Genomic DNA, 18,538 nt, shown 5'->3' with positions numbered 1-18,538 from the left:
ACCCGACCCGACTCACCCCAGGAGCTGTGATGCCCGGATCACTTCAGCGCCCCGCCGTGGTCACCCGCGTGTCCGACCTCATCGGCCACACCCCCCTCCTCGAACTCGCCGCCACCGAGACCGGCAGCCGCCTGCTGCTCAAACTGGAGATGTTCAACCCCACCGGCACGGCCAAGATCCGGATGGCCCGGCAGATGATCGCCGACGCCGAGGCCCGCGGCGAACTGCGCCCCGGCGGCCGGATCATCGAGTCCACGTCGGGCAACACCGGGCTCGGCCTCGCCGTCATCGCCGCCGAACGCGGCTACACCTTCACCGCCGTCGTCGACCACCACGCCTGCGCCGACAAACTGCGCGGGATGAAGGCCCTTGGCACCGAACTCGTCTACGTGGCCGACGACGGGACCGATGAACTCGCCACCGCCGCCCGCGAGGAGCTCGCCGAGGACATGGCGCGCGGCCAGGACAACACCATCTTCACCGAGCAGCACAACAACCCCAGCAACGGCGTCGGATACTTCCCCGTCGCCCATGAACTCCACGACGCGCTCGACGGACGTATCGACGTGCTCGTCGGCGCGGTCGGCACGGGCGGCGCCCTCTGCGGAACGGCACGTGAACTGCGTACGCTCATGGCCGACTTCACGACCGTCGGCGTGGAACCCAAGGGGTCCATCGCGTTCGGCGGGCCCGCCCACGACTACTACCAGTCGGGCACCGGCACACCCGAGGGCGCCGAGATAGGCGCCCTCGTCGACTTCGGCCTCATCGACGAGGGCGTGAAGGTCGGCGACATCGAGGCGTTCGCCACCTGCCGGGCCGTCGCCCGCACGGGGCTGCTGATCGGCGGTTCCGCGGGCGGTGTCGTCCATGAGGCGCTGACCCGGCTGCCCGCCCTGCCGCCCGGCACGACTATGGTCGCGCTCGTCAACGACGGCGGCGAGAAGTACCTGGACACCGTCTTCAACGACTCCTGGATGCAGGCCCGCGGCCTCCTCGATCCCGCAGCGGAGCGGGAGATCGAGGAGCTCCTCAGCAAACTCCGCAGGAACCGATGACACCGATGCCGATGCCGACCACCCTCCTGCGCGACAGCCGCGCGCTCGCCACCCTGGCCGTCCCGCTCGTCCTCACCCAGCTCGCACAGGTCGCCCTGACCACCACCGACACGGTGATGATGGGCCTCCTCGGCACCCAGGAGCTGGCGGCGGGCGGCCTGGCGATCGTCATCTTCAACCAGCTGCGCACCATGGGCGTCGGCCTTGTCACCTCCGTCGGCAACCAGATCGCGGCCGCGGCGGCCCGTGCCGAACAGGCGGAATCCGTAAGGGAATCGGGACCAGAGGAAGGAAGGGAGGCGGGCTGCGGGAGTCACGATGAAGTCCGCGGGATCGTCCGCGCCAGCCTCGCCGTGGCCACCCTCGCCGGCATCGCCGGGGCCGTCCTGATGATCCTCATCGGCCAGGCCCTGCCGCTGCTCGGCCAGGACGCGGACGTCGTCGACCGCGCCCAGAGCATGCTCTTCGCCCTGGCTCCCGGACTCCTTCCGTGTCTGTGGTTCCAGGCCATCCGCCAGTTCACCGTCGGCATGCGGCGACCGCAGGCCCTGCTGCAGATCACGGTCGCATCCATCGCCGTCAACGCGGGCCTCAACTGGGTTCTCATACACGGCACTTGGGGCCTGCCCCGGCTCGGCCTGACCGGCATCGGCATCGCCACGTCCACCGTCTATCTGCTCTCCTTCCTCGCCCTCTACGTATCGGCCAAGCGGGACAGCGAACTGGCGCCGCTGCTCACCCTGAGCGTGACCAAGGCCGACCCGGTCACGGTCAAGCGCCTTGTCGGCCTCGGGGTGCCGATCGCGGCGACGTACGGATCGGAAGCGGGATTCTTCTCCCTGACCGCGCTGATGGCCGGCTCCTTCGGGCCCGCCGCACTCGCCGCGCACACCGCCGTCAACCAGCTCGTCTACATCGTCTTCCAGGTCGCCGTCGGCCTCTCCCACGCCGCGTCCATCAACGTGAGCCGCGAACTGGCCCTCGGCCGCGTCGACGACGCGCGACGCATCAAGAACACCGCGCTCGCGTGCGCGGCGGCCGTCATGACGGTCGTCGGCATCGCCTATCTCACCGTGCCCCGCCTGATCCTGGCCCCCTTCATGGACTCAGGATCCGACCGCGCGCTGACCATCGCCACGCAACTGCTCGTCGTCACGGCGTTCCTGCAGTTCTTCGACTGCGCGCAGAACATCGGGGTGGGGCTGCTGCGCGGCCTCGACGACACCAAGAGCGGCTTCCGCATCACACTCATCGGATACTGGGCGGTCGGACTCCCCGCCGCCTGGCTCCTGGCCTACCCGCTCGCCCTGGACACCACCGGCATCTGGCTCGGCCTCCTCACGGGCCTCGCCACCACGGCAGTCCTGCTGCTGCGCAGATACTCGGCGTCATTGGCCGGGCGGGGGGATGCGGTGGCGGCTGGGGCGGTCAGCGGGTAGCACCTGACTCACCGTGCGCGCGGTGGGTCACCCTGCGGCTCCGTCACACGTTGCCGATTCGCCCGCCGCGCGTTCGGCGGCACTGCGCAGCACACAGAATTCGTTGCCCTCCGGGTCGGTGAAGACGACCCAGCCGGTGCCGTCGGGATTGCGGCGGTCCGCCGCCACGGTCGCGCCCGCGGCGCGGAGCCGCTCGACCTCAGCGTCGCGCGGTCCATCGGGCTGCAGGCACAGGTGGACCCGGTTCTTGTGGGCCGCCTTCGGCTCGGGGACCTGGGCGAAGTAGAGGTGGAGTCCGGTGGGGAGGGCGATGGCCGCCGTCGACTCACCGGGAAAGTCGTCGTCGTTGAGCGGATGGCCGACCACCTTGCTCCAGAACTGGGCCAGTTCGTAGGCGTCGACACAGTCGAAGGCGACGTTGAAGAGGGTCGAGCGCATGGGTGGGGCCCTTCGTCGGTGCGGGTCGGTGCGGTCTGCCGGGGGTGGGTGGGAGCCGGTCGTTGCGGGGCATCCGTCCGGCATTGTCAGTGGCGGATGCCAACGTGGCCAACATGACTTCGCCGACGACCGAGCTCCCGCCGACCGCGAATCCGCTGACGCTGGCCGGCATCGACGCCGCGCTGCGCGCCGCGTGGTCCGCCGACACCTGCTCCCCCGACGATCTCGAGCGCAGGCCGTGGAGCGCCGAGAATCCGGCCTGGGGGCACTGCGACATCACCGCGCTCCTGGTCCACGACCTGTTCGGCGGCGTGCTGCTGTGCGGGGATGTGCGGTCCTCGGCGGGGGAACAGCAGGGCCACCACTGGTGGAACCGCCTGCCGAGCGGGCTCGAACTGGACCTGACCCGCGAGCAGTTCATCCTGGGCCAGCAGATCTCGACGCCCCGCACCGTGATCCGCCCACCGGGGCCGCTGCGCCGCCAGGCGGAGTACGAACTGCTGCGGCGGCGGTTCGGCGGGGCGGCGGGGCTTGTCCTGTCCGACGACGGGGAGGCGGGTGGCGGCGACGACCGCTCCTGACCCTCACTCCGCCGACGAGCGCCCGTGAGCCTCATTCCGCCGCCGGGCGGCTGGACTCCCTCGCCTCGATGCGTACCCTCGCCCGCCAGTGCACGGCCGGTGGCGTCTCCGGCTCCCGGACGAGCCGGTCGACCAGGGCGGCGACCTCGGCGGCCGCGGGGAGTTCAATGCGTACGCTGGTGAGCCTCGGGCGCAACAGCCTGCCGAGCAGCAGATCATCGGCGCCGACCACGGCGACGTCCCCCGGGATGTCGAACCCGGCGTCCTGCAGGGCCCGCATCAGGAGCATCGCGTACTCGTCGCGGCGCATACGGCCCGGAGATCTTCGCGGACGACCTGGTCGCGACGTTGCCACGCGGGGCGGAGCTCGCGATCGGGCACTCGCTCGGCGGGATGGCGCTCGGCCTCGCGGTGGAGCGGCTCGCGCCGGCGCGTGCCGTCTACTCCGACCCGGCGTGGCCGCTCGGGCAGGCCGGGTCGGTCGACCCTGCCGTGTTCGTGGAGTTCCAGCAGGCGTCGCGCGCGATGATCGCGGAGTTGAATCCGCGCTGGGAGGACGCGGATGTCGACGTCGAGGTGGCGACGTTGGCGGCATGGGATCCGGGCACCGCGCTCGCCCTCTCCGGGGAGAACGCGGTCGATCGCACGCCGGCCGCTCCCGTCGTCCCGTCCCTGGTACAGGTGGCGGATCCCAGCTTCCTCATCTCCGATGAGCTGAAAGGGGAGTTGGAGCGGCGGGGCTTCACCATACGTACGGTGAAGGGGGCCGGGCACACCATCCACCGGGACGACTTCGAGGCGTTCATGGCGTCGCTGGACGGCTGGGTCTAGGCCTCCGGCGGTCCGGACCCGCCGCTTCCCGGCGAGCAAGGATCCGCCGTCCGGGGGCCAGCGCGCCCCACCTTCGGCGATTTGCGCCGCTTCACCCGTTATGTTCGCCAGATGATCACACCGGCCACCAGGCGGCTGACCACCGCCTGCGCTCTCAGCGCCCTCGCGCTCACCACGCTCGGCGCCTGCGGCAGCGACACCGCCCCCGCCCCCGCCCCGCGCGAGCGGGTCCGCGCCACCGAGGGACCGGCGACCCTCGCCCCCGGCCCCGCAGGCCTCACCCCCGTCTTCAAGAACGCCCCCCGCACCAAAACCGCCGCACCCACCGTCGCCCTCACCTTCGACGCCGACATGACCGCCGATCAGGGGCCACGCGCCGCGGCCGGCGAGCGGTTCGACAATCCGGCGCTGGTGGCGACCCTGCGCCGGCTGAATGTGCCCGCGACCTTCTTCATGACGGGGCGGTGGGCCGAGGAGTACCCGGCGCAGGCGAAGGACATCGGGCGGGATCCGCTCTTCGAGGTCGCCAACCACTCGTACAGCCACTACGCCTTCACCAAGAACTGCTACGGCCTGCCCACCGTCCCCGCCTCCGGCATGCGCGCCGACATGGAGCGCGCCTTCACCGCCTTCCGCAAGGTGGGCATCGAGCGCCCGGTGCCGTACTTCCGTTTCCCCGGCGGCTGTTACGACAAGCAGGCGCTGCGCGCGCTGGCACCGGGCGGCGTCACGGCGGTGCAGTGGGACGTGGTGAGCGGCGACGCGTTCGCCACGGACGCCGACGCGGTGGCCAAGCAGGTGCTCGACGGGGTGCGGCCCGGTTCGGTCGTCGTCATGCACTGCACCCGCAGCGCGGCTCCCGCCACCGAGCGTGCCCTGCGGACGATCGTCCCGAAGCTGCGTGAGCGCGGCTTCCGGCTCGTCCGGGTGTCGGAGCAGATCGGCAGCGCCCGTCCGCGCGGATAGAGCGGATGGAGCGGATGGATGAGTCATTCCGACGTGATGGCAGGATGACTGCATGGTGACGAATCAGCCGTGGACGGGGCTTCACGACGACCTGCTGGCAGCGAAGACATCGGTGTACGACCCGAGCGGTTTCGCCTGCTCACTGCCGGTGCCCGAACCGGAGAGTGCCGAGTACGCGGCCCACGGGTTCACGCTCGACGGCCGCTCGGTCCGGTTTCGCGTGGCCAAGACCACCCCGACGAAGGTGGGACAGTTCGTCACCGTGTGGCAGCGGTCCGCGGAGGGGCCGATCCGGCCCTTCGACGCCGACGACGGAGTGGATCTCTTCGTCATCAGCAGCCGCGACGACGACGGCTTCGGACAGTTCGTGTTCCCGCGCGAGGTGTTGTGCGAGCGCGGCATCGTCTCCCGCGACGGCTCCGGCGGGAAGCGCGGATTCCGCGTCTATCCGCCGTGGGTGACCACGACCAACCGGCAGGCCCGCAGCACCCAGGCATGGCAGGTGAACCACTTCTTCGACCTCGCCCAGGACGGGCATGCCGACCTGACGCGCGCCCGCGCCCTCTACCACCCATCGGTGCCCGGCAGCCCGTCGGCCGAGTGCGTGCTCTGCCGGAAGCCCACCGAGTACCCGGAGTCCCACAAGGGCGTCACGCTGTGCCCCGTATGCGAGTGGCACGAGGCGCAGCGCACGGCCTGCTCGGGCTGATCCCGAGGGACCGCCCGAGCCGCGCCCCCTCCCCCCAGCCCCTCTCCTCATCCCCTACGCGAAGCGAGCCCGCAAGCCGTCGCCACCGCCGCGGCCGCCAGCGCCCCCGCCCCGGCGACCGGCAACAACGGAACCGGCACCACCCCGTCCCGCGACCCCGTGATCAGGTCCGTCAGGACCGCCTGCGCCGGTGAGCCCGTGGTGACGAGCGCGAGCAGCGCGGCAAGCAGCAGCACGGAGATCGCCCACGCCGGCGAACGCAGCAGCGGCCAGTTGGTGACGGCGCCTATCGCGGTGCCGAGCAGGGCGCTCACCAGCATGGCGAGGAGACCGGCGCCGCTCGCCGCGATCCGGTTCACCGCCGTACGGTGATCGGTGCTCGCCGCGTCGCTGATCACCGCGACGACGACGGTGGCCACGACACCGAGCACGGCGCTCGCCAGGAAGGCGGAGAGCAGCGTGGCCAGGTGCGCCCGCCAGGGTCCCGCCGCCGCGGCCGTGCAACTGCGCGCCGACGGCGGCTCGTTGGTGACGCAGATCCGTACGATCCAGGCGGCGACGGGCAGCAGCGCGGCGGCCGCGTACGCGAGGGAGTCGAGGACGGGCTGCCCGCTCTGCACGCCCACGGCGAGGAACGCGGCGTACAGGATGACCGGCGCGAGCCAGCGCTGGGAGCGCAGCAGCAGGGCGGACTGATAGTGCAGCAGGGCGTTCACCGGCCTCGCACCTCGCTCTCGGAGTTGGTCTCCAGGGCCGAAGCCGCAGCGGCCTCGCACCCCGGCCCGGAATCGGCCCCGGACCCTGCGGACACCGACACCACGTGCCACGGCGGACGCGCCCCCAGCAGCGCGCGCAGCGCCACGTCCGAGTGTGTCGCGGCCACGGTCAGGCGCAGCCCGCCCTCCGGGGAGTGCCCGGTGACGGTGCCCGGGGTCGCGGGTGGCGGCGCTCCCGGTGGGCCCTGTGCCTCGATGACGACGGACGGTTCCTGCGGGGCCGTGGCTTCCGAAGTCGCTTCCGGGGTACGGAGGTTCACCTCCGTACCCACGACGGCGTACGTCACGTCCACCGCGCCCGAGAGCCGCCGCGGGTCGTGGTCGACGAAGACGACGGCGCCGCCCTCCGCGACGCGCTCGGCGACGGTCCTGTCGAGTTCGTCGCGGGCCGCGGCGTCCAGGCCCGTCCATGCCTCGTCCAGGACGAGCAGTTCGGGCCCGGCGAGCAGGGCCTGCGCGACGGCGACCTTCTGACTGCTGCCCTTGGACAGCTCCGACAGGGGCGTACGCGCGTAACTTCCGGCGCCGAAGCGTTCGAGCAGCTCCTCCGCGCCGCGCGCGGCCTCGCCCTTCGGCAGGCCGTGGATCCGGCCCAGGTGCGTGAGGTATCCGACGGCCGTGAACGGCAGGGCCGCCGGGAAGCGTTCGGGTACGTACGCCGTGCGCGGCCGGCCGACGACGCGGCCCTCGGACGGGGCGTCGATCCCGGCGATCATGCGCAGCAGCGTCGATTTGCCGGTGCCGTTCGCGCCCTCGATCCGGACGAGCGTGCCCGCGCGTATGCCAAGGCCGACGCCGCGCAGCACCCATGGCCCGCCCACGGCATAGCGCCGCCCCACCCCGTCGAGCCGCAGCGCGAGATCGGCGCGGCCACCGTAAGGATCTTGATCACCTTGCATCCGGACATCCTCGCGCAGGGGCAACGCGCAAGGGGCAACCGGTACGACAAAGCCCCTGCCAGGACCGATCTTCGGCCTGGCAGACTGGTCGGGTGAGCAGCGACCCGACCGCCGGGAACACCGGCACCCAGAACGGCCAGGACACCCGCGACCCCCAGGGCAGCCCCTTCCGCGTGGAGCAGGTCTCGCGCGACGAGGCACCGCAGTTCGTGCTGCCGCTGGTGGCGCGGATCGAGAAGGCCGAGCCGCCGCACCGTACGGACGCCCTGGAGACGGCGGCCCGCGCGGTCCTGGTGATGCTCAGCGACGAGCGGTCCCTCGGTGACGGCCAGTGGGCGCAGGCCATGCGGGACTGGCAGGACGCCCGCATCCGCAAGGTGGTCCGGCGAGCCCGCGGCGCCGAGTGGCGCAGGGCCGAGGCGCTGCCCGGCATCACGGTCACGGGCAAGTCGGCGGAGGTCCGCGTCTTCCCGCCGGTCCCGCTGGACGGCTGGCCCAAGGAGTTGGCGAAGCTCCAGGTGTCGGGCACGGACCTGGACGACCCGGAGCCGCTGCCCCCGGCGGACGCGACCGCGCCCATCCTGTGGATGAGCCCCGATGTCGACATGTCGGCCGGCAAGGCGATGGCCCAGGCGGGCCATGGCGCCCAGCTGGCCTGGTGGGAGCTGTCGGACGAGGAGCGCGCGGCCTGGCGGGACGCCGGTTTCCCGCTCTCCGTCCGCACCCCGGACGCCGCGCTCTGGCGCGAACTCGTGGCGAGCGGCCTGCCGGTGGTGCGGGACGCGGGGTTCACGGAGATCGCGCCGGGCTCCTGCACGGTGACCGCCGACCACCCCGCCCTGCGCTGAGCCGAGGAGGGCCGACATGGCGACAAAGACCGACGGCGAAGGCACCGGCAGGCTCGCCAAGCTCGACGGCCGTGTCGAGCGCGGCAATCAGACCCGGCGGCTCGTCCTGCGCCGCACGGTCGACATCGCGTCGGTCGAGGGTCTGGACGCGCTGTCGGTGGGCCGTATCGCCACCGAGCTGAAGCTCAGCAAGAGCGGGGTGTTCGCGCTCTTCGGCTCCAAGGAGGAGCTGCAGCTCGCGACGGTCCGCGCGGCGGGCCGCATCTTCCTGGACGCGGTGGTGGAGCCGGCCCGGCAGTCCCCGCCGGGCCTCGGCCGGGTGGGCCGCCTTTGCGCGTGCTGGCTGGACTACTCGCGGCAGCGGATCTTCCCCGGCGGCTGCTTCTTCTACGGGGTGATCGCCGAGTTCGACGCCCGCGAGGGGGCCGTGCACGACGCGCTGGTCCGCGCCGACCGCGACTGGACCGACCAGGTCGAGCGCTGCATCGCCGAGGCCCGCGACACGGGCGAACTGCGCCCGGACCTCGACGTCCCGCAGCTCGCCTTCGAGCTCATCGCCTTCATGGAGACGGCGAACGCGCACTCGGTCCTGCACGACGAACCGGATGCCTATCGCAGGGCGGGCGTCGCCATCACGACCCGTCTGCGCGCGGCGGCGACGGATCCGGCGCGGGTTCTTCAACTCCCCTGATCGCTGAATGAATTGATCCCGAGGGCAGCAACTCCAAGAAACAAGTAGCACGACCGTTCGCATAGTTTTATGCTCGTACACATGCCCTCATGGATCAGGATCATGCGATCGCCCTGGCAGGCGGGACCCGAGGCGCACGCGCCGGGCCCGGTCCTGGTGAGCGTCACCGAGTTCACCGCCCACCGGCACTCACAGACCCTCCCGATCGCCCTGTCGGGGCTGCGGCTGCGAAGAAATTGGCCGGGGCTGCCCGGCGCCGTCGGCATGTGGCTCTGGGTTGAACCGTTGCGCAAGCGCTCGGGGTCCGTCTCGGTCTGGATCGGCGAGCGTTCGCTGTACGCGTTCGTCGCGCGCCCCGACCATCTGCGGACCGTCCGTGCGCACCGGGACCGGGGCGCGATGCGCGCCACCGTCTGGACGGCGGACCGGCTCGCCCCTGACGCCCTCTGGGCCGAGGCGAGCGCGCTGCTCACCGGCTCAAGTCCCTGGCCAGAACCGGCAGTTCACACCCCGGAAGGAAAGTGATGACCTCATGACCACCGACCTCGTCGCGCTCGACCGCGCCGCCGTCCAGGAATCGCTCCGCGTCCTGCGCATCGCACGCGACACCGACTGGGAACGCCCCTCGACCTGCGCGGGCTGGACGCTGCGCGATCTGGTGGCGCACATGGCCGCGCAGCACCACGGGTTCGCGGCGGCGGCGCGGGGCGCGGGTGCCGACCGTACGTACTGGATCGCGCCGGATCTCGGCCGCGATCCGTTCAAGGTCTACGACGAGTCGGTACGTCATGTCCTTGCGGCGTTCGCCGAAGAGGGCGTCCTGGAGCGGGGGTTCACGCTTCCCGAGCTCGGCGGGACGTTCACCGGACGTGTCGCCGTCGGCTTCCATCTGCTCGACTACGTGGTGCACTCCTGGGACGTGGCGGCGACCCTGGGCGTCGGGCTCGACCTGCCACGGCCGGTCGTCGGGGCCGCGCTCGACATCGCCCGGCGGGTGCCGAAGGATCCCGGACGCAGGGGCCCCGGTGCCGCGTTCGCGCCGGTCCTGCCCACGCCCGAAGAGGCGTCCCCGCTCGACGAGATGCTGGCCCTCCTCGGGCGCTCTCCCCGGTGGCACGAGCGATGAACATCACGCACGCCTCTTCCGTATCTCCCGGTACCAGGAAGTAGCTTGCCCTCCACGGCAAGTCGACGGGCACGGGAGGCACGGCACATTGCGGCGCATCAATGGCACGGCTCTGATCATCGCGGCACTTGTGGCCACACTGGGCGCGCTCGCGTTCCCGATGTGGTCCTACGCCGACCGTTCGGGCACAGGGCCCGCCAATCTGGCCGCCGGATCCGTGGCAACGCAGTGGGGTCCGCTCTCGGCGGCCGACCGCGATCTGCTCGTGAAGGTGCGGCTGGCGGGGCTGTGGGAGCTGCCCGCGGGCCAGCAGGCGGTCGAGCGGGCACCGACCGAGGCGATCAAGGAGGCCGGCGACCATCTGATCGTCGGCCACACGGACCTCGACAAGCGGGCCCGTTCGGTCGCGGCGCAGCTCGGCGTGGAGCTTCCGAACCAGCCGAACGCCCAACAGCAGGGCTGGCTCCAGGAGTTGACCGAGGCCAGCGGCGAGACGTACCAGCGGAAGTTCGTGAATCTGCTGCGCGTCGCGCACGGCAAGGTGTTCAGCGTGATAGCGCAGGTGCGGGACAGCACCCGCAACACGCTGATCCGGCAGCTGGCCAGCGACGCCAACCAGACGGTCCTCGACCACATCACGATGCTGGAGGCGACCGGGCTCGTCGACTTCGACGACATCGCGAACGGTGGCGCCGCCACCGCCACGGCCAGCCCCACCGGGCCTCCCCCGCCCTCCGGCGGGCTTCCCCCCGAGCCTGCTCCCGCCGGTCCCAGCGGTGATGTGTCGACCACGTCACGGCCCTCGCCCGCACCGCCGGGAGAGGTCAATACGGATCGGCCGGAACCTCAAATGTAGCTCTGAACGTCCCTCTCCAGGGGTTCACCCGCGGCTGTCGGGGTCATGACTCCGACACTCGACCACGACGCGGGGTCATGGCGGAGGAGGGGGAAACATGAAGCACCTGGGGACCGGAATCGGGTGGCGTCCGGAGATCGCGGACGCCGTGGAACGGATGCCCGGCATCGACTGGGTCGAGGCCGTGTCGGAGAACCTGTGCCCCGGGCACCTCCCCGACTCCCTGCTCAGGCTGCGCGAGCGCGGCGTGAGGGTGGTGCCGCACGGCGTCTCGCTCGGCCTCGGCGGCGCGGACCGCCCCGACGAGACCCGCCTCGCCGCACTCGCCGAGCGCGCGCAGGCCCTCGGCTCGCCGCTCGTCACCGAGCACATCGCGTTCGTACGCGCCGGTGGCCCGCTGACGGCCTCGCAGCCGCTGGAGGCGGGCCATCTGCTGCCGGTGCCGCGCACCCGCGACGCCCTGGACGTGCTGTGCGAGAACGTACGCATCGCGCAGGACGCGCTGCCGGTGCCGCTCGCCGTGGAGAACATCGCGGCGCTGATCTCCTGGCCCGGCGAGGAGATGACGGAGGGGCAGTTCCTGTACGAGCTGGTCGAGCGCACCGGCGTCCGTCTCCTCATCGACGTCGCCAACCTCCACACGAACCACGTCAACCGCGGCGAGGACCCGGCCAAGGCCCTGGACGAGCTGCCGGTCGAGGCCATCGCGTACGTCCATGTGGCGGGCGGCTTCGAGCGCGACGGCGTCTGGCACGACAGCCACGCCCATCCGGTCCCTGAGCCGGTCCTCGCGATCCTCGCGGACCTGGCCTCACGGGTGAGCCCGCCCGGCGTCCTCCTGGAGCGCGACGAGAACTTCCCGGAGCCGGGCGAGCTGGAGCGTGAGCTGGACGCGATACGGGAGACGGTGACGGCCTCCGGCGAGCTGCCCGCGGGCGACTCGCAGGCGCGCGGCGACTGCCCGCCCGCCTCCCCCGGCGCCCGTCAGCGCACCGCCCTCGCGCAGACCGCGCTGCTCTCCGCGCTCGTCGCGGGCACTCCCGCGCCTGAGGGCTTCGACCACACGCGTCTGAAGGTGCAGAGCCGCGCACTGACCGGCAAGCGGGCCGATGTCGTGGCGAAGGTGGCGCCCGAGCTGCCGGAGATCCTCGGCAAGACGTTCCGCTCGGACTTCTTCGCGTACGCGCAGACCCGCCCGATGACGGGCGGGTACCGGCGTGACGCGCTCGACTTCGCCGAGCGGCTGCTGCTCGCCGGGCAGCCGGAGGACGCCGAAGCCCGGGGCCGGCTGACCCGCTGGTGGCTGGAGCGGTCCGGTCCCGCGCCGCTGGACGGGCGGCCGGTCACACGTTGGCTACGGGCGGCGCGGTTCGCGCTGCGGCGGGGATAGACAGCGGCATACGGGGGATAGGGAAATACCGTGGAAGTTCTGACGATCTGTTACTTCGTGCTGGTCACGGCCTCGTCGGTGGTACTCGCCGTCGGACTCGCCACGGCGCTGCACGCCGATGTCCGCCAGCCCGACGCCCAGCACCAAGCCGTGTTCGACCCCCTGGAGGCCGCGTTCCTCGCGGGCGGGCCCGGCAGGGTCACCGATGCCGTGATCACGACCATGCACGAGGACGGCCGACTGGCCATCGCCGGACCCGGCATCGTCGGCATCCTGCGGCCCGAGGCCCGTAACCCGGTGGAGGGCGCCCTGCTCCAGGTGCACGCCGCCGCGCCGAGCGGCGCCCTGCACTGGCTGCGGATCGGCGTGATGCGCAGCCCCGCCGTGCAGGCGGTCGGTGACGCGCTGGCCTGGCGCGGCCTGATGGTGCGGCCCGAGGCCCTGGCCCGCTGGCGGGTCAAGGCGAGGCTGCACAACGTCGTGACCTTCGCGGGGTTCTTCGTCGTCTGCATCTTCGGCTTCGCGGGCGCCGGCGACGGGCCGTCGGGCGACTCCGTGACCGGCCCGATGGTCCTGCTGTTCGTCGGGGTCTTCATCGGGGGCCTCACGGGCTCGCTCTGCGCCAAGTCCGCCGGCGGCCGGGTCAGCACCGCGGGACGGGCCGCGCTCGACCAGTACCGCGTCGCCTACGCCCACGCGTACGACGCGATGAACCGCGTGGCCATCGGCGGCCTGAACGGCGTGCTCGACCCCGAGCTGCAGGCCCAGCTGATCGCCGCGTACGGGATCCGGCCGGTGCGGCGCGCAGCCCCCCATTCGCCGTCCTATTCGGGCGGCTCCGGGGTCGTGTGCTCGTCGGGCAGCCCCTCGTGGTGCGGCGGAGGCGGGGGCGGCGGCTCGGCCTGCGGGGGCGGCGGCTGTGGAAGTTCCGGCGGAGGCGGCGGGTCATCCTGCGGAGGTGGTGGCGGCGGAGGCGGGTCCTCCTGCGGCGGCAGCTCCGGCGGGGGCGGTGGCGGCTGTGGGGGCGGCGGAGGCGGCGGTTCCTGACCCCGCCGCCAGGGGCACGGCGGGCGCCCGCCCGCAATGCCCCTTACTCGTACGGCAGTTGACGTACTCCGGGCGGTAACCGGCAGACGCCTCCCCGCGGCGCACTAACGTGCGGTGCCGCAACAGGAGGCGCCATGCGATCCATCAACGGCACCGGCCTCATCGTCGCGGGGCTCGTCGCGACCCTGGCCGCGCTGCTCTTCCCCATCTGGTCGTACGAGGACCGCTCGGGCACCGGCCTGGACAGACTCAACGCGGAGACCGTGTCGACCGACTTCGGCCCGCTGTCCGCGCTCGACCGCGAGTTCATCACCAAGGTGCGGCTCGCGGGACTCTGGGAGCTCCCCGCCGGACAGCAGGCGCAGGAGCGCGGCACCGCCAAGGCCGTGCAGACCGCGGGCGAGCACCTCGTCGACGGCCATACGTTCCTCGACGCGCGGGTGCGCGAGGTGGCGACGCAGCTCGGCCTCGAACTGCCCAACCAGCCGAGCTCGCAGCAGCGTGACTGGCTCGACGAACTGAACGACGCGCGCGGCGCCACGTACGACGAGAGATTCGCGAACATCCTGCGCGCGGCGCACGGCAAGGTCTTCTCGGTGGTCGCCGAGGTCCGCGCGACCACCCGCAACTCGCTGGTGCGCGCCCTGGCCGACGACGCGAACACGACGGTCCTCGACCACATCACGGTGCTTGAGGACACCGGCCTCGTCGACTTCGACGATCTGGCGCGGGACGCCGCGTCGGCGGCCCCCGACCCCGTCACCCGCTCCCCCGCCCCGCCGGAGCCGACCGACTCCCCGCCCCCGGCGACCCCAGTCTCCCCATCGCCCACGTTCCCGCTGCCGCCACCGGTGTCCCGGCCCAAGCCGACGAAGACCGAGCCGCCCCACAAGCCCAAGGAAGGCGAGAAGGGCAGGACCGGGAAGAGAGACAAGCCGGAGAGTCGGGGCAAGGGCCGGCCCGCGCGAAGCGGAACGTTATCCACCGGCGATCTCCCGTCCGCATGGTGAATAAGCCGTGGCGCGGGCCCCGTCCGCTCGCATAGAACACCCGCATGTTCTGGCTCCCCCTGCTCCTCCTCGCCTGGGTCGCGACAGGCCTGTCCTGTGCCCGGCTCTGCCTCGCCGCGTACCGCACGGCCCCGCCCGGCGCGGCCCTGGAGCACCGTCATGAACTGACGCTCTACGAAACCGCCTTCCTCTCCGGCGGCCCCGCTCGCGTCACCGACCTCACCCTGGTGTCGATGGCCCGCGCCCGGCGGCTGCTGCTCGCCCGCACCGGCTGGGCGACGGTGGTCGACCCGGTGGGCGGTGACGACATGGAGCGTTCCGTGCTCGGCGCGATAGGGCCCGCGGGCCAGTCGCCGATAGCGCCGGTGCGCCGGGCCGCGGCCGGCACCGAAGCGATGCGCGCCCTCGCCGACCGGCTCGTCGCGGCGGGGCTCGCGCTGCCGGACGGCACCTGGTCGGGGGTCGCGGGCGCGGTCCGCCAGGTGCGGGCGAGCGCCGCGGTGGTGCTCGCCCTCGGCGCGGCGGCGCTGCTGATGCCCGCCCAGGAGGCGGCCGACCGGACGCCCGGCGATGTGCACATCGCGTTCTGGTTCGCGCTGCCCCTGGCCACCGCCCTGGCCTGTCTGGCCGTCGCCCGCTTCGAGATCCACCCCTACCCCCGCTGGGCGTCGCCCGCCGGGCAGCGTCTGCTGAGCGCGCTTCCGGCGCGCGGCGGCTCCGACCTCACCGCCGTCGCCGTACGCGGCACCCGCGCCCTCGCGGACCCCGATCTGCGCGCCGCGTTCACGCACCGGGATACGGCGCATCGGGGGCATTGACGGAACAATGCGCCGACACCGGCAGGCGGTGCTTTACTTCGCCTTTTACCGAACGAATCATCCCTTTTGTTCGAGCAACACACGGCCGAATGAAGGGATGGAGAGCGATGAGAGCAGCAGCCGCCCTCTACGGAACCGCCGGATCCTTGGTCCTGACCGCACTCGTCGCCGCCCCCACGGGAAGCGCGTCCGCGACCGACACCTTGCCCTACCCGCAGGCGCACGGCACCGCCGTCGCCGTCCAGCGCGCGAAGGCGGCCGGCATCCGCTTCGGCGCCTGCGCCGCGGCGGAGGGCCTGCCGCCGTCCGTCCGCTGCGGCACCGTGCAGGTGCCGCTCGACTACGCGCAGCCGGACGGCAAGCAGATCAAGCTGACGGTCAGCCGCGTCAAGGCCACGAAGAAGGCCGCGGGCAAGCGCGCCAAGGCCGTCAAGCGCCAGGGGGCGCTCGTCTTCAACCCCGGGGGCCCCGGCGCGTCCGGCATGTACTTCCCGCTCGTCGGGGCCATTCCCGAGTGGAAGCGCATCGCCGCCGCCTACGACCTCGTCGGCTACGCCCCGCGCGGTGTCGGCCGCTCGGCGCCGATCTCCTGTCAGGACCCCAAGGAGTTCGTGAAGGCGCCGACCCATTCGCCGGCCCACCCGGACGCCGCGTACAAACTGAAGCGCGTCGCGGAGGCGCAGGCGTACGCGCGCGGCTGCGCCAAGCGCTCCGGGGCGGGCCTGCCGCACTTCAACAGCCTGAACAACGTCCGTGACCTGGAGGTCCTTCGGGCGGCGCTCGGCGAGCAGAAGCTGACGTTCATGGGCGCCTCGTACGGCACCTACTTCGGCGCCGTCTACGCCTCGCTCTTCCCGTCGCACGTGCGCCGCATGGTGTTCGACTCGGCGGTGAACCCCGACCCGGCGCAGATCTGGTACTACAACAACCTCGACCAGTCCGTGGCGTTCGAACGGCGCTGGGCCGACTTCCGTACCTGGGTGGCCAAGCACGACAAGACGTACCACCTGGGCAAGACGCCCGATGCCGTCCTCAGGAGCTATGAGAGGGTCCGCGACGCGCTGGCCCGCAAGCCCGCCGGCGGCAAGGTCGGCTCCGGCCAGCTGCAGTCGGCGTATCTCCAGGCCGGCTACTACGACGACTTCTGGCCGATGCGCGCCTCGGCGCTCTCGGCGTATCTGAAGGGCGACCCGAAGCAGCTGATCGAGCAGGCCGCGCCCGTGCCGAAGGCGGCCAAGGAGCAGGAGAACAGCAACGCGGTCTACACCGCGGTCGAGTGCAATGACGCGGCCTGGCCGACGGACTTCAAGACCTGGAACCGCGACAACTCACTGGTCGCCCGCCTCGCGCCCTTCGAGACCTGGGACAACGCCTGGATGAACCTGCCGTGCGCCTACTGGCCCGCGCCCCGCCAGCGTCCCGTGGACGTCCGCACCGACGAGGGCGAGCTGCCCCCGACGCTGATCCTGCAGGCCGAGCGCGACGCGGCGACGCCGTACGAGGGCGCCGAGGAGCTCAACCGCAGGCTGAAGGGTTCGGTCCTTGTGACGGAGCGGGATGCGGGCACGCACGGCATCGCGGGCGGCCCCAACCAGTGCGTCAACGGCCACCTGGAGGCATATCTCCTGGAGGGCAGGCTCCCTGTGCGGCGCGCGGCGTGCGCACCGCACAAGGAGCCCGAGCCGCTGTCCGGCGCACGGGCGAAGGCTCTTCCCAAAAAGCGCTAGCAGGCGAGCGCTAGCCGGTCACAGCGCGCCGAGCCGCTCCAGCGGGAACGGCGGCTGGGCCAGCGGGCGCACCGCGAGCCGGGTCAGCGGCAGGGCGTTGTCGTCGCCCGCCGTGCGGTTGGCGTGCAGGACGCCGCAGTGGGTGCAGCGGTGGACGAGGACCCATTCGCCGTCTCCGCGTACGGAGATGGCGAGAGGTTCCATCCGGGCGCCGCACTCCGCGGCCCGGTCGCCCGGGGTGTCGTCGAGGTGACGGCTCCACAGGCAGTTCGGGCAGTGGTTGCGGTGGTCGGTTCCGGGTGCGGTCATCGATACGTCGAGACCGCACTGCAGACAGCGGAAGGACTCGGCGCGCGCCTCAGTGCGGGCGCGCCTTGATGTGTTGCGGGACATGGTGAAGGTGACTCCAAAGCAATGCGGAAGGGATCGGCTCCGAGCTGTTCCGCAGGGCCCTGGGCATACACTCACCATCTTTCTGTCTCCGGGTACGACCTTTCGATGAAACGCGCACCGGGCGGGCGCGGCAACCGAATTAACGGTGCCGCGCCCGCCCGGCGCGTGTACGGCGGTGGCGCTTACGCCAGACCCGCCACCAGGTCCGCCACGGACTTGCGGCGGCCGGTGAAGAACGGGACCTCTTCGCGGACGTGCATCCGGGCCTCGGAGGCGCGCAGGTGCCGCATCAGGTCGACGATGCGGTACAGCTCATCGGCCTCGAAGGCCAGCATCCACTCGTAGTCGCCGAGCGAGAACGAGGCGACGGTGTTGGCGCGCACGTCGGGGTAGCCGCGGGCCATCTTGCCGTGGTCGGCGAGCATGCGGCGGCGGTCCTCGTCGGGCAGCAGGTACCAGTCGTAGGAGCGCACGAAGGGGTAGACGCTGATGTAGTTGCGGGGCGTCTCGTCGGCCAGGAAGGCCGGGATGTGCGACTTGTTGAACTCGGCGGGGCGGTGCAGCGCCATGTTCGACCAGACCGGCTCCAGGGCGCGGCCCAGCATGGTGCGGCGGAAGAGGTTGTAGGCCTCCTGAAGCTCGTCGCTCGTCTCCGCGTGCCACCAGATCATGACGTCGGCGTCGGCACGGAGCCCCGACACGTCGTACGTGCCACGGACCGTGATGTCCTTGGCGGCGAGCTGGTCGAACAGCTCCTGGACCTCATCGGCGAAGCCGACGCGATCGTCGGGAAGGACGTCGCGCAGCTTGAAGACGGACCACAGCGTGTAGCGGATGACCTCGTTGAGGTCCTTGGCCTTCTTGCCGGCGTTCGGGCTCTTGGCGGGGGCGTCGTCACTCATGTCTCTATTCTCCTCCGCCGCCGTGCAGACTCT

20 protein-coding genes and 2 pseudogenes are annotated in these 18,538 nt (G+C 71.9%); 16 read left to right on the top strand and 6 right to left on the bottom strand.

What is annotated here, in order from left to right; genetic code table 11:
- Nucleotides 1-29 precede the first annotated feature (29 nt).
- Together OG453_RS29285 and OG453_RS29280 are read left to right on the top strand one after the other, a co-directional pair.
- Nucleotides 30-1,058 (top strand): cysteine synthase family protein, encoded by a 1,029-nt coding sequence (locus OG453_RS29285; protein ID WP_266871539.1) that lies wholly within the window; start codon nucleotides 30-32, stop codon nucleotides 1,056-1,058.
- An 11-nt stretch (nucleotides 1,059-1,069) separates the two neighbouring features.
- Nucleotides 1,070-2,497 (top strand): MATE family efflux transporter, encoded by a 1,428-nt coding sequence (locus OG453_RS29280; RefSeq protein WP_266871538.1) that lies wholly within the window; start codon nucleotides 1,070-1,072, stop codon nucleotides 2,495-2,497.
- A 27-nt stretch (nucleotides 2,498-2,524) separates the two neighbouring features.
- On the opposite strand, the gene OG453_RS29275 is transcribed toward OG453_RS29280, so the two are convergent.
- Nucleotides 2,525-2,935: a VOC family protein gene (locus tag OG453_RS29275; RefSeq protein WP_266871537.1), complete on the bottom strand. Its 411-nt coding sequence runs from the start codon at nucleotides 2,933-2,935 to the stop codon at nucleotides 2,525-2,527.
- 113 nt (nucleotides 2,936-3,048) lie between these two features.
- Between OG453_RS29275 and OG453_RS29270 the strand changes: the two genes are divergently transcribed.
- A complete protein-coding gene (locus tag OG453_RS29270; RefSeq protein WP_266871536.1) occupies nucleotides 3,049-3,516 on the top strand; it encodes a hypothetical protein in 468 nt (155 codons plus the stop codon).
- Nucleotides 3,517-3,547: 31 nt separating this feature from the next.
- Here OG453_RS29270 and OG453_RS29265 read toward each other — a convergent pair.
- Nucleotides 3,548-3,817, bottom strand: a pseudogene (locus OG453_RS29265) (substrate-binding domain-containing protein); the annotation flags it as partial.
- Between the two features lie 47 nt (nucleotides 3,818-3,864).
- Between OG453_RS29265 and OG453_RS29260 the strand changes: the two are divergent.
- From OG453_RS29260 to OG453_RS29250, 3 genes and pseudogenes are all read left to right on the top strand, one after another.
- Nucleotides 3,865-4,347: an alpha/beta fold hydrolase gene (locus OG453_RS29260; protein WP_323178681.1), complete on the top strand. Its 483-nt coding sequence runs from the start codon at nucleotides 3,865-3,867 to the stop codon at nucleotides 4,345-4,347.
- Between the two features lie 111 nt (nucleotides 4,348-4,458).
- On the top strand, nucleotides 4,459-5,313 hold the full coding sequence (locus OG453_RS29255) for a polysaccharide deacetylase family protein (protein ID WP_266871535.1): 855 nt from the start codon (nucleotides 4,459-4,461) through the stop codon (nucleotides 5,311-5,313).
- Between the two features lie 52 nt (nucleotides 5,314-5,365).
- A pseudogene (locus tag OG453_RS29250) lies at nucleotides 5,366-5,887 on the top strand (MepB family protein); the annotation flags it as partial.
- A gap of 182 nt (nucleotides 5,888-6,069) precedes the next feature.
- On the opposite strand, the gene OG453_RS29245 reads toward OG453_RS29250, so the two are convergent.
- Nucleotides 6,070-6,738: an ABC transporter gene (locus OG453_RS29245; protein ID WP_266871534.1), complete on the bottom strand. Its 669-nt coding sequence runs from the start codon at nucleotides 6,736-6,738 to the stop codon at nucleotides 6,070-6,072.
- Entirely contained in the window at nucleotides 6,735-7,697 is a 963-nt protein-coding gene (locus tag OG453_RS29240; protein WP_266871533.1) for an ABC transporter ATP-binding protein, read from the bottom strand. The genes OG453_RS29245 and OG453_RS29240 overlap by 4 nt, the downstream gene beginning before the upstream one ends.
- A 173-nt stretch (nucleotides 7,698-7,870) precedes the next feature.
- Between OG453_RS29240 and OG453_RS29235 the strand changes: the two genes are divergently transcribed.
- The 10 genes from OG453_RS29235 (at nucleotide 7,871) to OG453_RS29190 (ending at nucleotide 17,210) form a co-directional block, all read left to right on the top strand.
- Complete coding sequence (locus tag OG453_RS29235; RefSeq protein ID WP_266873166.1) at nucleotides 7,871-8,545, top strand: aminoacyl-tRNA hydrolase; 675 nt, start codon at nucleotides 7,871-7,873, stop codon at nucleotides 8,543-8,545.
- 16 nt (nucleotides 8,546-8,561) lie between these two features.
- A complete protein-coding gene (locus OG453_RS29230) occupies nucleotides 8,562-9,236 on the top strand; it encodes a TetR/AcrR family transcriptional regulator (RefSeq protein WP_266871532.1) in 675 nt (224 codons plus the stop codon).
- A gap of 81 nt (nucleotides 9,237-9,317) precedes the next feature.
- Nucleotides 9,318-9,761, top strand: a complete 444-nt coding sequence (locus tag OG453_RS29225) for a hypothetical protein (protein ID WP_266871531.1) — start codon at nucleotides 9,318-9,320, stop codon at nucleotides 9,759-9,761.
- A gap of 7 nt (nucleotides 9,762-9,768) precedes the next feature.
- Nucleotides 9,769-10,362 (top strand): TIGR03086 family metal-binding protein, encoded by a 594-nt coding sequence (locus tag OG453_RS29220; RefSeq protein ID WP_266871530.1) that lies wholly within the window; start codon nucleotides 9,769-9,771, stop codon nucleotides 10,360-10,362.
- Between the two features lie 88 nt (nucleotides 10,363-10,450).
- A complete protein-coding gene (locus OG453_RS29215) occupies nucleotides 10,451-11,218 on the top strand; it encodes a DUF4142 domain-containing protein (protein WP_266871529.1) in 768 nt (255 codons plus the stop codon).
- Nucleotides 11,219-11,315: 97 nt separating this feature from the next.
- Nucleotides 11,316-12,608 (top strand): DUF692 domain-containing protein, encoded by a 1,293-nt coding sequence (locus OG453_RS29210; RefSeq protein WP_266871528.1) that lies wholly within the window; start codon nucleotides 11,316-11,318, stop codon nucleotides 12,606-12,608.
- Between the two features lie 30 nt (nucleotides 12,609-12,638).
- A complete protein-coding gene (locus tag OG453_RS29205) occupies nucleotides 12,639-13,655 on the top strand; it encodes a TIGR04222 domain-containing membrane protein (protein WP_266871527.1) in 1,017 nt (338 codons plus the stop codon).
- Between the two features lie 134 nt (nucleotides 13,656-13,789).
- Nucleotides 13,790-14,665: a DUF4142 domain-containing protein gene (locus OG453_RS29200; RefSeq protein WP_266871526.1), complete on the top strand. Its 876-nt coding sequence runs from the start codon at nucleotides 13,790-13,792 to the stop codon at nucleotides 14,663-14,665.
- 44 nt (nucleotides 14,666-14,709) lie between these two features.
- Nucleotides 14,710-15,483, top strand: a complete 774-nt coding sequence (locus OG453_RS29195) for a TIGR04222 domain-containing membrane protein (RefSeq protein WP_266871525.1) — start codon at nucleotides 14,710-14,712, stop codon at nucleotides 15,481-15,483.
- Between the two features lie 107 nt (nucleotides 15,484-15,590).
- Nucleotides 15,591-17,210 carry an alpha/beta hydrolase gene (locus OG453_RS29190; protein WP_266871523.1) on the top strand — a complete coding sequence of 540 codons (1,620 nt, stop codon included), beginning with the start codon at nucleotides 15,591-15,593 and terminating at the stop codon, nucleotides 17,208-17,210.
- Nucleotides 17,211-17,228: 18 nt separating this feature from the next.
- On the opposite strand, the gene OG453_RS29185 is transcribed toward OG453_RS29190, so the two are convergent.
- Both OG453_RS29185 and hemQ read right to left on the bottom strand, forming a co-directional pair.
- Nucleotides 17,229-17,603: an RNHCP domain-containing protein gene (locus OG453_RS29185; protein WP_266871522.1), complete on the bottom strand. Its 375-nt coding sequence runs from the start codon at nucleotides 17,601-17,603 to the stop codon at nucleotides 17,229-17,231.
- A gap of 182 nt (nucleotides 17,604-17,785) precedes the next feature.
- Nucleotides 17,786-18,505 (bottom strand): hydrogen peroxide-dependent heme synthase, encoded by a 720-nt coding sequence (hemQ, locus tag OG453_RS29180; RefSeq protein ID WP_266871521.1) that lies wholly within the window; start codon nucleotides 18,503-18,505, stop codon nucleotides 17,786-17,788.
- Between the last annotated feature and the right edge of the window lie 33 nt (nucleotides 18,506-18,538).

This window comes from Streptomyces sp. NBC_01381, from assembly GCF_026340305.1.
GTDB lineage: Bacteria > Actinomycetota > Actinomycetes > Streptomycetales > Streptomycetaceae > Streptomyces.
The sequence above is the reverse complement of the archived record's forward strand: the minus strand, read 5'-3'. Positions and strand labels throughout refer to the sequence as shown.